Annotated in this window: 12 protein-coding genes and 1 pseudogene; 4 read left to right on the forward strand and 9 right to left on the reverse strand. The window is 62.1% G+C overall.

Annotated elements, in window-relative coordinates:
* Window positions 1–48 precede the first annotated feature (48 nt).
* Window positions 49–1464, forward strand: a complete 1416-nt coding sequence (puuE, locus tag Q1V43_RS05980; RefSeq protein WP_300515211.1) for an allantoinase PuuE — start codon at window positions 49–51, stop codon at window positions 1462–1464.
* The gene (locus Q1V43_RS05985; RefSeq protein WP_300515213.1) at window positions 1461–1949 is read left to right on the forward strand and encodes an ureidoglycolate lyase; all 489 of its coding nucleotides are present in this window, start codon (window positions 1461–1463) and stop codon (window positions 1947–1949) included. Before puuE ends, Q1V43_RS05985 begins: the two co-directional genes overlap by 4 nt.
* A 12-nt stretch (window positions 1950–1961) precedes the next feature.
* Here the strand turns inward: Q1V43_RS05985 and Q1V43_RS05990 are convergent, their stop codons facing one another.
* A complete protein-coding gene (locus Q1V43_RS05990) occupies window positions 1962–2786 on the reverse strand; it encodes a bifunctional allantoicase/(S)-ureidoglycine aminohydrolase (protein WP_300515216.1) in 825 nt (274 codons plus the stop codon).
* Between the two features lie 315 nt (window positions 2787–3101).
* On the opposite strand from Q1V43_RS05990, the pseudogene Q1V43_RS05995 reads away from it, so the two are divergent.
* Window positions 3102–3173: pseudogene (locus tag Q1V43_RS05995) on the forward strand (integrase core domain-containing protein); the annotation flags it as partial.
* A 226-nt stretch (window positions 3174–3399) separates the two neighbouring features.
* On the opposite strand, the gene Q1V43_RS06000 reads toward Q1V43_RS05995, so the two are convergent.
* The 8 genes from Q1V43_RS06000 to Q1V43_RS06035 form a co-directional block, all read right to left on the reverse strand.
* Window positions 3400–4308 (reverse strand): FAD:protein FMN transferase, encoded by a 909-nt coding sequence (locus Q1V43_RS06000; RefSeq protein WP_300515218.1) that lies wholly within the window; start codon window positions 4306–4308, stop codon window positions 3400–3402.
* Window positions 4309–4317: 9 nt separating this feature from the next.
* Window positions 4318–4851 carry a nitrous oxide reductase accessory protein NosL gene (locus Q1V43_RS06005; protein WP_300515221.1) on the reverse strand — a complete coding sequence of 178 codons (534 nt, stop codon included), beginning with the start codon at window positions 4849–4851 and terminating at the stop codon, window positions 4318–4320.
* On the reverse strand, window positions 4848–5675 hold the full coding sequence (locus Q1V43_RS06010; RefSeq protein WP_300515223.1) for an ABC transporter permease subunit: 828 nt from the start codon (window positions 5673–5675) through the stop codon (window positions 4848–4850). The genes Q1V43_RS06005 and Q1V43_RS06010 overlap by 4 nt, the downstream gene beginning before the upstream one ends.
* On the reverse strand, window positions 5675–6565 hold the full coding sequence (locus Q1V43_RS06015; RefSeq protein ID WP_300515227.1) for an ABC transporter ATP-binding protein: 891 nt from the start codon (window positions 6563–6565) through the stop codon (window positions 5675–5677). Before Q1V43_RS06015 ends, Q1V43_RS06010 begins: the two co-directional genes overlap by 1 nt.
* On the reverse strand, window positions 6534–7862 hold the full coding sequence (locus Q1V43_RS06020) for a nitrous oxide reductase family maturation protein NosD (RefSeq protein ID WP_300515230.1): 1329 nt from the start codon (window positions 7860–7862) through the stop codon (window positions 6534–6536). Before Q1V43_RS06020 ends, Q1V43_RS06015 begins: the two co-directional genes overlap by 32 nt.
* Entirely contained in the window at window positions 7859–9796 is a 1938-nt protein-coding gene (nosZ, locus tag Q1V43_RS06025; RefSeq protein WP_300515233.1) for a TAT-dependent nitrous-oxide reductase, read from the reverse strand. Before nosZ ends, Q1V43_RS06020 begins: the two co-directional genes overlap by 4 nt.
* Before the next feature lie 14 nt (window positions 9797–9810).
* A complete protein-coding gene (locus Q1V43_RS06030; protein ID WP_300515236.1) occupies window positions 9811–12012 on the reverse strand; it encodes a NosR/NirI family protein in 2202 nt (733 codons plus the stop codon).
* A 255-nt stretch (window positions 12013–12267) separates the two neighbouring features.
* Window positions 12268–13394, reverse strand: a protein-coding gene (locus tag Q1V43_RS06035; RefSeq protein WP_300515239.1) for an IS3 family transposase whose coding sequence is annotated in 2 segments (ribosomal slippage) — window positions 12268–13133 and window positions 13133–13394 — 1128 coding nt in all. Because the reading frame shifts where the segments join, the coding sequence is not laid out codon by codon here.
* A gap of 20 nt (window positions 13395–13414) precedes the next feature.
* Here Q1V43_RS06035 and Q1V43_RS06040 point away from each other — a divergent pair.
* Window positions 13415–13601, forward strand: a 187-nt coding sequence (locus Q1V43_RS06040; protein ID WP_300515242.1) for a hypothetical protein, incomplete at its 3' end; no start/stop codon positions are given.

Raw genomic sequence — 13601 nt, forward strand, 5'->3', positions numbered from 1 at the left:
CTGCGCAAGTGTACCCTGCGTTAGGGTGCCGCAAAAAAGGAGCCAGCCATGACCCGATACCCCCGCGACATGCGCGGATACGGCGCGACACCCCCGGACCCGAAATGGCCCGGTGGGGCTAAGATCGCGGTGCAGTTCGTGGTAAACTACGAAGAAGGCGGCGAGAATTGCGTATTGCACGGCGATCCGGCGTCAGAGGCCTTTCTGTCCGAAATCGTCGGGGCCGCGCCCTGGGACGGCCAGCGGCACTGGAACATGGAATCGATCTATGAATACGGTGCGCGGGCCGGGTTCTGGCGCCTGCATCGCCTGTTCGGTGAAATGGAGATCCCCATCACAGTCTACGGTGTGGCCACGGCATTGGCGCGCAGCCCGGAGCAGGTCCGCGCCATGCAGACGTCCGGGTGGGAAATCGCCTCCCACGGGCTCAAGTGGATCGACTACAAGGATTTCACACCGGCGGAGGAGCGCGCCCATCTGCACGAAGCAATCGCGCTGCACACCGAAGTCACCGGCACCCGCCCGCTGGGCTGGTACACCGGGCGCTGTTCGGTCAACACGGTGGACCTTGTCAGCGAGGAAGGCGGGTTTCTCTATGTGGCCGACAGCTATGCCGACGATCTTCCCTATTGGCATGGGCATCCGAACGGCTCTCAGCTTGTGGTGCCCTATACGCTCGATTGCAACGACATGCGATTCGCCACGCCTCAGGGGTTCAATTCGGGCGACCAGTTCTTTTCCTACCTGAAAGACACGTTCGATGCGCTCTATGCCGAGGGGAAAGCGGGCGCGGCCAAGATGATGTCGATCGGCCTGCACTGCCGCCTGGTCGGGCGACCCGGAAGGGTAATGGCGCTGCGCCGTTTCATGGACTACGCCAAGGGGCATGACGGCGTCTGGTTCGCCACGCGCGAACAGATCGCGCGGCATTGGCACACCGAGCACCATCCAGTCGCACGGCCCCGCCCCTCCACCATGGGGCGCACTGCCTTTCGGGAGGCCTACGGCGGGGTATTCGAACATTCCCCCTGGGTGGCCGAAGGGGCTTTCGCCCTTGAACTCGGCCCCGCCCATGACAGCGCAGCGGGCCTGCACAATGCCATGTGCCGCGCCTTCCGCCGCGCCTCGGACGAGGCACGGCTGGGCGTGTTGCGCGCGCATCCCGACCTGGCGGGAAAGCTGGCCCGGGCCGGGCGGCTGACGCAGGAAAGCACCTCGGAACAGGCCAGCGCCGGGCTGGACATGCTGACCGATGAAGAACGCAGGGCATTTACCGAAACAAACGCGGCCTATGTGGCAAAACACGGCTTTCCCTTCATTATCGCGGTGCGCGATCACGACAAGCCCGGCATCCGCGCGGCGATGAAGCGGCGGCTGGACAACGAAACCCCCACCGAATTCGCCGAAGCCTGCGCCCAGGTCGAACGCATCGCCTGGTACCGGTTGAAGGATATTCTGCCATGAGCCGCCAGATCACGCCCCGGCCCCTGACGCCCCGGGACTTTGCCCCATACGGTGACGTATTGGATGCCTCAGGCGTGCCAGACCGGATGATCAACCAAGGGCTCTGTGGCCGCCACCACGACCGGGCGCGGCTTGACTTCACGGGCGGGCGAGCGGGCGTGTCGATCTTCGACGCCCGGCCCCGCGCCCTGCCCTATACGTTCGATCTGGTCGAGCGCCATCCCGACGGGTCGCAGTGTTTTCTGCCGATGACCTTGGCGCCCTTTCTGGTGATCGTTGCCCCGGATGAAGGGGACAGGCCGGGCACCCCCCGCGCCTTTCTGACCGCCCCGGGGCAGGCGGTGAACTTTCACCGCGGCACCTGGCACGGGGTGCTGACGCCCCTGTCCGCGCCCGGCCTGTTTGCCGTGGTGGACCGGATCGGGCCGGGGGCGAACCTTGAGGAGTTCAGATACCCTGCACCTTATACGGTTCCGGCGCCCTGAGCCGCACTGGGCTTAGCGACGCGGCAGCGCCATCTGGCGGTTCACATCCTTGTAGAGCAGGTATCTGAACGGCCCCGGCCCACCCGCGTAGCAGGCCTGCGGACAAAACGCCCTGAGCCACATGTAGTCGCCCGCCTCGACCTCCACCCAGTCCTGGTTCAACCGGTAGACCGCCTTGCCTTCCAGAACATAAAGCCCGTGTTCCATCACATGGGTTTCGGCAAAGGGAATGACGCCGCCGGGCTGGAAGGTGACGATGTTCACATGCATGTCGTGGCGCAGGTCTTCCGGGTCGACAAACCGCGTCGTGGCCCAGGCGCCATTGGTGTCGGGCATCGCGACGGGCTCCACCGCGTCGTCCGAGGTCACGAAGGCCTCCGGCATTCCCAGCCCCTCGACCGCCTCATAGGCCTTGCGAATCCAATGGAACCGCGCGGGGGCGCCGCCACGGTTCCAGACCGACCAGCCCGTGCCCGGCGGCAGGAAGGCATAGCCGCCTGGAACCAGCTCGTGCCTGTCCCCCCCAATACGCAATTCGACCTCACCATCGACCACGAACAGAACCGCCTCGGCCCCCGTGTCCAACTCCGGTCGGTCACTGCCGCCACCCGGGGTCAACTCGGCAATCGCGTGGGAAAACGTCTCGGCGAAACCGGACAGCGGCCGCGCAATCACCCAGAACCGCGCGCCTTCCCAGAATGGCAGGGCCGAGGTCACGATGTCCGAGAACGTGCCCTTCGGGATCACCGCATAGGCTTCGGTGAACATGGCGCGATCGGTCAGGATCTGGCTCTGTGGCGGCAACCCGCCTTCGGGGGCAAAATATCGGCCTGTCATAAGGATACCTCGAGCTTGGCTGTTCCCAGAAGACCCGCTCTGCCGGGGCTTGCCAAGCCCAAAGCACGCCCAGAAGGGCAGATGCACCTTTTGGCAAAAGCTGAAAGCGTGGATGGCCGATTGGCGGGAACGCCGTGCACCGCCCCCCTGGCGCCCGGGTTGCCTCTCTGAGAGCCGCAGTTTGGCAAGGGTGGCCGCCCCGGCGCATCGCCGGGCACCTTGGGGCGGAGTGCATCGCAGCCAATCCCCGTGCGCGTCCGGAAGCTGTCAGGTTCTCCGAAGTGGCTTGCCTTGCGCAAGTGCCGGACAAACTGCCTGATCCACGCCTGGCGTGACGACCACAACCACTACCGCCCGCATTTCAGCCTCGCTGGCATGACGCCATAGGAATATGCGAACCGGTCACGAAAGGACCAAAACCTGAACAGAACCTACCGATAATCGAGGACACTCGGGGGAGCACGTCAGCCGCTTCAAGCCTATCGCCATAGCTGAAGCCCTCGACTGGGCCGACTGAGCCGACTGGGCGACAGATGATACCGAATAGGTTGGGGACGGTTCCGCCACCTTTGAGGGTGTTCGAACCGTCTTCAGGATGTGTGCCGTCTTCGACTTACGTTGATGTCTGGACAAATCGCTCGAGTCGGGCCGCCTTGAACACACGCAAGAACTTGGTAGCGGTTTGCGCGTCCGGGACGAGGCAAAATGCCGTGGAAAGAGCATCTGCCAGCCCCGCGCGCGGCGCGCTCACCGTGACCTGCGTTGGCAATGTGGCCATGCCGTCTGCCGACAGGATATGGCCCTGCCGCCCGTCCGCGCCCATGACCGTGCCGAGCGTCGCAGAACTGGCCAGCGCCCTTCCCTGCCAGAGCCGCGCGTGATCCTCGCCCTTGATCCTCACCGGCCAACCGGCACCATCGGGTCCATTGCCCAATGCCACGATCTCGCCCGTGTCGATCAACACGTCACCCACTCCACGTGTCCGCATGAAGTCGGCCACCTTATCCGCGATGAACCCCTGCGCGATGCCGTTCAACGTCAGTGCCTGACCGGCCCCAAGCGTGATCCGGTCCGCTTCGATCTGGACACGGCCGAACCCGACCGCCGCCCGTGCGGCCTCGACCGCTGCTGCCTCTGGTTCCATGCCCGCCACGCCCGCTTCGGCCAGAACCCGCCATAGCGGCTGAACGGTCGGATCGAAGCGTCCTTGCGTCACCTCGTGCACCTGCCTCGCGAGCGTCAGACATTCAAGCATTTCAAAAGACGGCGCATCGAGCCGTCCGTCACGATTGAGCCGCATGATCTCGCTGTCCGTTCGGTAGAGACTGAAAATTCCTTCCAAACGACTGATCTCGGCCTCGGCCGCGCGGGTGATTTCTTCGGCCTCGGGATGATCCAGCACAATCTGCGCTTTTGCACCGAGCGCCACGCCCTGCCACCGAAAGGCCGACGCGGGATTGGCCGCAGCGGTCAGACAGGCCGCCGAGACGAAACTGATGAATCTGCGTCTGTTGATCTGCATGGCTTTCTCCTACTGCCCCAGCGCTTTGAGACGGGCATTGATATCGTCCGTGTCATCCTCCACGGGCGCGGTGTCGCCCAGAACGTCCTCGGGCCGGATTTCGTCGAAGGTCATGATCCGCCCCCCGCGCTCGCGCACAAAGGCTTCGGCGGCGAGTTTGTCGGAAAACGGCACGAATTCCGCCGCGCCCATGCCGCCCACGGCATCGGACCCCACCACATAAAGCGCCTCGCGCGTGGGCATCCACGCTCCAGGCGCGTCCCATGTGGCACCCGTCATGTCCTGCACATACGAGACCTGAACCGCGTGGCTCTGTTCGGGCATGTGCAGATAGGCGATCACATCGCGCACCTGACTGAAGAAGATCGGCGCGGGCATCCCGTCCAGATGCGCCTGCCCCTTCGGCCCGTCATGTTCGACCAGCGCCATCTGGCAATAATAGCCCAGCGCTTCCTCGGTCAACTCCACCGGATCCGGCAGGTTCACCACGTCGTCCTTGCAGGCGGCCAGAAGGAGGACGGAAACCAGGACGAGCTTTCTCATGGCGTCACTCTTTGAAACGACAGCCGCGCGAGCGTGGCTGCAAGAACCGGCCAGATCACGATGGCGGCCAGCGGCTTCCAGGCCGCAATGGAGGACGCCGCCCCGGACAGGCCGGAGGCTGCGTCGACCGCGCCCGAGGCCGCGAGGTTGAAGATACGGAAAGCGTCCGCCGGATTGACCACCAGCGCCCATGGGAACACATCCGTGGTGAAGGCCCCGCCATCATCCGCGACCACGGCGGCGAGAAGCGCCAGGTCGTAAAGCACGATCATCACCAGCCAGAGACCGATCGCCATGGCCGCGGCCCCGGATGGCCGACGCGACAGGCAGGACATGGCATGCCCCAACGACAAGAACGCGGCGCCAAGAAGGACCGAGGTCCAGACCAGCCGCCAGAGCGCAGGCAAGCCATCTGCCGCCTCCACACCGCCAGTGGCAAAGGCCGCCACCGCAGCGACCGCATAACCCGCGACAACCGCGATGGTCACGACAGCCAATTGCGCGACCAGCTTGCCCAGAAGCAGCTCGGTCCGTGCCAGCGGATAGGTTAGCGACAGCGCCAGCGTACCCCGCTCGCTCTCGCCCGCGATGGCATCAAAGGAAATCAGAAGCGCGATCAGCGGGACCAGGTAGACCGCGAGCGAGATCAGGCTCGCCACCGTCACCGACAGCGGGTCCACCGCGAGCTGTCCCGCAGGGGCCGCGCCGGCGAAGGCCAGGACCAACGAAAACAAGATCATCATGGCGACCGACACGACCACCCAGCGGTTGCGACGGGCGATGGCGAATTCGAGCGCGGCAGTGGCGAGGATACGGGAGAACATCACGCGACCCTCCTGGAGATATGGGAATAGAGATCGTCGAGCGTGGCGGCGTGCAGATCGTAATCCGCGATATGACCCCGCAGCGCCACGATCCGTTCGAGAACCGCGAGCTTTTCGTCAGGCGCGCAGGTGAAGGTCACGCGATCCTCGAAGATCTGCGCCTCGGGGAACGCTTCCGCGACCTGCGGTGCCTGCTCTGCCTTCGGAAAGATCGTCACGGTCAGGGGAAGCGCCGCATCGCTCCGCAGATCGGCCAAGGTGCCCTGTGCCACTTGTTTGCCTTTGGCCAGAATGACCATGCGATCCGTCCGCGCCTCCAGTTCCGACAGGGCGTGCGACGACAGAAGAACGGCGGTGCCTTTCGCGGCCAACTCGTCGAGCAGCGCATAGAACTCTCGCCGCGATACAGGGTCGAGACCCGATGTCGGCTCGTCCAGAACCATAAGGCGCGGATTTCCGATAAGCGCCTGAGCCAGCCCGACACGCTGGCGCATCCCTTTGGAATAGGTGCCGATCCGGCGCGTGGCGGCATCCGCCAGTCCAACTTTCTCCAAAAGCTCGTCGGCCTGCTTCACAGGCTGGCCGCGCAGGCGCAAGTAATAGCACAACTGTTCACGCCCGGTGATCGCAGGGTGAAAGGCTGCATTTTCCGCCAGATAGGCGGTGAGCGACCGCGCCACCGCCGATCCCGGCGCATGTCCCGCCACTTCTATCCGGCCCCCGTCCGCGTGGATCAGCCCCAGAACCAGCTTCATCAGCGTCGATTTCCCCGCGCCGTTATGGCCCAGAAGCGCCACGCGCTCCCCCGCCGCGATGTCGAGCGACACCTCGTCCAGGACCGTCGTGCCCCCGTAGCGCTTAGTGAGCTTCGAGAGGGTCAGAATCGTCATAAGTGGCTCCCTTGGCCCAGAGCGGCGTGGCTTGGGCCATTTGTTGAACGGTTTCGGGCACCTCGCGCGCGGGTGCGTTGGTCAGCGGGTAGCTGTCCACGACACCGCCGGTGCGGGCCGCCGGAAACTGCGACTGGCTCCAGCGCACCAACTGCACGGCAGGTGTCCCCAAAAGCAGCTTCGCGGCGGGTTGTGACCACAGTATTTGGTCCATCAGATCGTTGGGGCGGTAGGGACTGTCGGCGCGCCCGTCCCCGTCCAGATCGAATGCCGGGTGGTCGGACCAGTAATTCCCTCGCCCTTCGTGGCTCCACTCCACATCACTTGTGCCAACGTATTTCACCTGCGTGCGGTTGCCGACAAAAGCATTCCCGGTGATCGTGTTACGCTCGGACCCGGCAGTGAAATGCACACCGATGTCACAGCCCGTGAACGTATTGTCCGCGATCAGGTTTTTATGTGAGTTATAAACAAATGCGCACTTCTCCGTGCCGCCCGTCACGAGGTTCGCAAACACGTCCGACTGCTTGGTGTAATTCAACATGACGCCGTGGTCGCGGTCGTTGATCGAGGTGTTGCCCTTGACCACGATCCGGTCGGAATACATCAGCGCGAAGCCAAGATGGTTGCCGATCGAAATATTGCCTTCCACCACGCTATCGTTCGTATACATGTAGTGGACGGCAAAGCGAAGGTCGCGAAACACGTTGTCGCGAAACACGTTGCGCTGCGAGACATTGGTAAAGATTCCGTCCCGTCCATACCGCACGTCATTGCCGATCACTTCCGCGCCCGGTGCGTTCCAAACGTAGATTCCGTTGCCCCGATCGTTCATGCGCGGCAGACGCAAACCCTCGATCCGGTTGCCTTTAACCAGCGCATTGCGCGCTCCGTGAATGTCGATACCAACGAGATTGTCGGTCAGAACGTTGTCCAGAACCCGCGCGCCGCGCGCCTTCGTTGTCAGCTTCACGCCGGCGTCGATCGGTTCGTGCACCCGGCCCGAATTGGTCAAGTGCAACCCGCGCAGCACCACGTCCGGCGCGTCGACCAGAACCACCGACAAGGTGCCGTTCCCATCGATCACCGCGCCATCCTCGCCGCTGAGCGTCAATGTCTTGTCGATCGTCACCGGGCCATCGTAACGGCCCGGTGACAGGATGATCTCGTCTCCCTCTTCTGCCGCCGCAATTGCGGCGACCAGAACCCCCGGCCCGGGCGCAAGCACCACGCGCTCGGCCAGTACCGGCGCCGCGCTCAGAACGAGCGCGGCAAAGAGGAAGACGAGGCGGATCATGCAGGCTCCACGAGCATACGGCCACGCATTTCCATGTGCAGCGCATGGCAGAACCACTGGCAGTAAAACCAGTGAACGCCCGGTTTCGCCGCGGTGAAAGTGACCGAGGCCGTGGCCTGCGGGGCGACTTCCATCGCGACACCGTGGTCGCTCAGGCAGAAGCCGTGGCTCACGTCGTCAATGTCGTCGAGGTTGGTCACGTAAACCGTCACCTCGTCGCCTTCCTTGACCGTGAACTTCTCAAGCGAGAACTGCGGCGCCTGAGAGGACATGTACACCCGCACCTTGTTGCCGTCGCGGATCACCGAGTCCTGCCAGTCGTCCAGATCGATACCGTCCGCCTCGGCCTGCGCACGCGCATCGGCCCACATCGGGTCGTTGCGGTCCCAAACGCTCTTCGGGTTCACCTTGGACCGGTGCACGAGGATCGAGTCGTGCGGTTCGGCAAAGGTCGGACCGTCATGGACCAGTGTCATGTCGGTGCCGTCGATGGCGAAGAGCTGTTCGTTCTCGGGCTTGAGCGGGCCGGTGTTGAGGAACCGGTCCTTCGAGAACTTGTTCATCGACACGTACCACTTGCCGTCCGCTTCCAGCGTCTCGCCCATGGTGGTCGAGTTGTGGCCGGGCTGGTAGTGCACGTCCTGCTTGTTCAGGATCGGATCCACGTCCTCGCCGTTGTACAGTTTCACGGCGTCTTCGATGTTCCACATCACCACCTGGCTGTCGAGGAACAGCGTGGTGAACGCGTTGCCTTTCCCGTCAAAACAGGTGTGAAGCGGCCCGAGGCCGAGTTCCGGCTCCGCCACGACGACCGACCGCGGGTCGATGCTGTCGTCTTCGAAGAGAGCGTCGAACTTGCGCACGTCGAGCACCGAAACGGTGGGCGACAGTTTGCCGGCCACGCAAAGGTGGATCTTGTCGGGCGCCATGTTGATGCCGTGCGGGCTGTTCGGGATCGGCACGTAACGGGTGTAGTTCTTGTTCTGGCCCTTGCGTCCATCAACCACCGGCACGCCGTTCAGCTCGATGTAATCACCGCTTTCGACCGCTTTCTCGATCTCCGCGATGTTGAAGATGACCACGTGGTCCATCTCGGCTTCCATCATTTCGGCGAGGTTCATCCCCATTTCCGAGTTGTAGGAGGTCGAGAAGGCGTATTTGCCGTCGTAGTCGCAATCGGTGTTGTCGAGGTTGCCCGAAACCATCACCTGCCACGCAACCTTCATTTCGTCCGCGTTCACGGCAGTGTAGAAGTTCACGTATTTCGACGGCTCATCCAGCACGGAACCATCATTGACCATGGGCGCTTCATCTTCGCCGTTCGCGAAGACGTAGTTCGTGCGCGGCCATTTCTGCGGACGCAGACCGTGAATCGCCTTGGCGTTCGGAATGTCGATGATCTTGTCAGGCTTCATCACGTCACAGCGCACACGCGCGACGCGGGTGTTGGCCTTGTCGTTCATGAACAGGAAACGGCCATCGTACTTGCCTTCGGTGAACGACATGTGCACGTGGTGAAGGTCGCCGTTGTCATGCACTTTCTTGCCTTGTGCGGCGAGGTAATCCTTCGTTGCCGGCAGCATGTCCTGCGTCAGGATCTTCAGCGACTCGTTGGTCTGACCCCAGCCGGTGGCCGAGCAGCGATTGAACACCGGCACCCGCATCAGTTCACGCATCGAAGGCACGCCCAGAATGCGCATCTCGCCGGTCTGACCCGAGGACCAGAAGCCGTAGTACTCGTCCAGCTCGCCCGGTCCCGGGGTTTCGTAGTTGGTATCGGCCATCGCCGCGCGCGGGGCGGCCGCTGCGGTGAACGCCGCTGCGCCGCCCATCAGGCCGAGGCGCGTGCCGCCTGCTCCCATCATGGCTGCGCCCGTTGCCGTGGCGCCCATGAAGCCGCGCCGGCTTAAGCCTTTTTTCTCTTTCTCAGACATAACTGTCTCCTTTTTCAGTTTTTCTGTAGATTTGGGTGATTTTCCACCCCGCCCCTCTCTTTGAGGAACGCGGTCGGATCCGAGGTCGGGCTCTTTCGTTTGAGCTTCTTGATAACCACGGGGCATATGGTTTTTGACTGGTACAACACTTGGCAATGCATGCAGTTGAGGCATTCATTGGGATTGATCTCGCCGGTCGGATGGATTGCCTGCACCATGCATTCGTTGGCGCAGACACGGCAGGGCGAGCCGCATTCCTTGTAGCGTTTCAGCCAGTCGAACATCCGCAGCCGTGCTGGGATCGCGAGCGCGGCGCCCAACGGGCAGAGGTAGCGACAGTAAAACCGTTCGACAAAAAGCCCGGCGATCAACAGGGCTGCGGCATAGGCCACAAAGGGCCAGGCGCGAACGAAGTTCAAGATGATCGCGGTTTTGAACGGTTCGACTTCGGCCAGATGCTCGGCCTGTTCGATCGAGGCCAGAGAGACCCCGAAAAGCCCAAGGAATATTATGTATTTTATTGGCCAAAGGCGTTCGTGCAGACCCCAGGGGAGTTTGAACTGCGGCACCTTCAGCGCCCGCGCGATAGAGTTGGTCAGTTCCTGCAATGCACCGAAGGGGCACAGCCACCCGCAATAAGCGCCCCGACCCCAGAACAGGATCGCGGCGGCCACCGCAAACCATAGGATGAAGGTGAGCGGATCAAGCATGAATGCCTGCCAGCTGAAGTCTGAGGTCAGCGCCCCGAACAGCGCCATCAGGTTCACCACGGACAACTGCGCGTTGGCATACCAGCCCAGGAAAACCAGCGTGATGGTCAGGAAGGTGTAACGGAAGATCTTTACCGCCCGATCCGACCGTGTCAGCTGCATCTGGAAGAAGAACGCGAGCGTCAGCACCAACAGCATTGCGCCCAGAACTGCGATTTCCAGCGTCTTGTCTTCCCAGATCTTGCGCCACAGCGCGGCCTGCGCGGCGCTTTCACCCTCGTCCGCCACACCCACCGGCGCAGTTTCTGCGGCAGTGGCGACTCGCGTCATGTAGACTTGTGGAAGCTGGTACCCGAGGTTGTAGGTGGTAAAGACCTTTTCGATCGCAGCCACCTCTCGCTGCACCAGGAGTTGCAGGCGGAAGGGCTTGGTCGGATCGAAGCCGCTGTCAGCTGGAATCTTGAACAAGTCGCGTTCGGTGAACTCCGGGACGTCTTCCAGTGGGATCACGCCCATACGGCGATGCCCCCGGTCGCGAAAGCGTACCGACACGTCATCCTGAATTAGCACGATCCGGTCGAATATGCCGCCGCGCACATAGCCCGAGCCCTTGAAGGAGTAGATCCCCCGGCCCACCACGGCGATGGCGTGCTCGCCCGGCTCCAGCCAGGCTTCGAGGTTGCCGTAATCGGCATCGCCCAGCACCGCCCGTCCGATCGCAGGCACCGAGACAAGCGCCATGTGCATGTCAATGAAGGAGGTGTCGGGCGCCTCGGTCAGCGCGTATTTCTCGGTGCGCGGATCGCCCATTGCGGCGAAGGCTCCGTTGATCTGGCCCACGTCCAGCGACACGCGTCGCACCGTGCCATCGCCTTCCATCGACATCCAGCTGTCAGGCGCTTCCACGCCCTCGGCAATCTCGTACTGCGGGCCGGTGTCGATTTCGGCGGTCAGCCCGCCCAGCCCCAGCCCACGGGCCACCTTGAGGCCCGACCGGATGATCGAGTCGTCGATCACCATTATGGTAACGGTCGCGCCGGAAATGATCTCAAGGTCATGACCGGACCCACTCGCCGCCGCCTCGTCGACCAGAGATAGCCCACGATAGTCGGTTACGAGTTTCTTGATCTTGGAATCAGGGATACCGATCAGAACGATGGGCTCCCAGTGCTTGATCAGCTCAACACCCTGAATGACCGCGTTTTCATCAACCGCGACCATCGTATGAATCGGTTTTCCGGAATAGCCGGTGGTCCCCACGAAATCCGAGGTGACAAAGACATGACCGATCTCCTCGCCCCCCGACATGACAGGCGCGACCGGCATGTCGCTGCGGATCGGACCGAAGGCATCGGCACCTTCGACGAGCGCCGCGGGATCAACATCGGGAAGGAATTGCGCCAGCACGCTCGTATTCGTCTGCGCCTGCGCCGTGGTTGAAACCAATGCGGCGAAGAGATTCGCCACGAGCATAATCACAAGAATGGCTTTGTTCGCGTTGATCATGGCCCCATGACATATGCTGGCAACGCCGCGTCATCATTGACCAAAGTCAAGCCACTGAAAGGGACAGCCGAACCAGAAAAAATAGTATGGCCTGCGGACACCCATCTTGAGGCAATGAGGGCTGTTGCGAGGTTCCAGCGCGCGGCGCGACTGCAACCCGGGGCGCCCGTTGTTCAACATGGCCTACGCCCTGTGAAGTGGTCCCATCTTTTCGGACAGGTTCGCAGCGTTTCTAAGGTGTATCGGTTTTAGGTTTCATGCTGCGTGTCGTTGCTCCAAGCCTGCCCAATATGCGTCGTCCGGTGTCTGCCGATCAAGCGCGGAATGGGGGCGGCTGGTGTTGTAGAATGCCATCCAGTCCTTGATCACATGCCTGGCCTGGAAGCCGTCGGTGATTTCCTCAAGGTAGACCACCTCCTGCTTCAGGGATCGCCACAGGCGCTCGATGAAGATGTTGTCGAGATACCTGCCGCGCCCGTCCATTGAGATGCGCACCCCGGCCTCGGTCAGCGTTGTGATCCAGGCCGATCCGGTGAACTGCGACCCCTGATCTGTGTTCATGATCTCGGGCGGGCCGTGTCTGGCTATGGCCTCGTTCAATGCCTCCACACAAAAGTCGGCGTGCATGGTGTTGGACAGTCGCCAGCTCAACACCTTACGCGTGGCCCAATCCATGATCGCCACCAGATACAGAAAGCCGCGCTTCACTGGGATGAAGGTAATGTCGGCGCACCAGACCTGGTTGGGCCGGTCGATCACCATCTTTCTCAGCAAATACGGGAAGACCGGATGCTGCGGGTGTGGCTGACTGGTTCTGGGGCGTTTGTAGATTGCCTCCAGACCCATCTTCGCCATCAGTCGGCGGACGCGATGACGCCCCACGACGGTCCCTTCCCGGCGGAGATATGCTGCGAGTTGGCGTGACCCGAAGAACGGGTATTTGGTGAACACGCGGTCGATCTCTTTCATCATCGACAGCGTGGCCGCGTCGATGCCCTCCGGCGTGTAGTAGAACGCCGACCGGCTGAGTTGCACCAATTTGCACTGCTGGCTGATGCTCAAGTTCGGATGATCCCGCCGGATCATCGACCGTTTCTTTGCTGGGCTCACCTTTTGAGCCCTTCCGACAAAAAATCGTTCTCGACCGCCAGCCTCCCGATCTTGGCGTGAAGTTCCTTTACTTCCGCCTCGGTCGGGCCGCTCTGCTTGCCTCCCGAGAACACATCGGCCATCCCGTCGATGGCCTGCCGCTTCCATGTGCTGACCTGATTTGGGTGCAACTGATGCTTCGCCGCGATCTCTTGCACGGTCTTATCACCACGCAGCGCTTCCAACGCCACCTTGGCCTTAAACTGATCTGTAAACTTCCGGCGCTTTGCCATGTTCGTATCCCTTCAAAGGTTTGGGATACACCTTAGCTGACTGTCCGGTTTCCTGGGACCACTTCAGTGGAAGGACAATTCACAGTGGACCGTTTAAGCAAAGGGAAACTTTAGAACTGTGCATTCAAGAAGCGGCGCGAGTTTGTCTTCCACTGGCAGCGATGCTTGTCGACTACAGCAACCGTGAAATTGAAGATGGCGGGAAAA

The sequence above is a fragment of the Aliiroseovarius sp. genome, assembly GCF_030148435.1.
Taxonomy (GTDB): domain Bacteria; phylum Pseudomonadota; class Alphaproteobacteria; order Rhodobacterales; family Rhodobacteraceae; genus JASBTN01.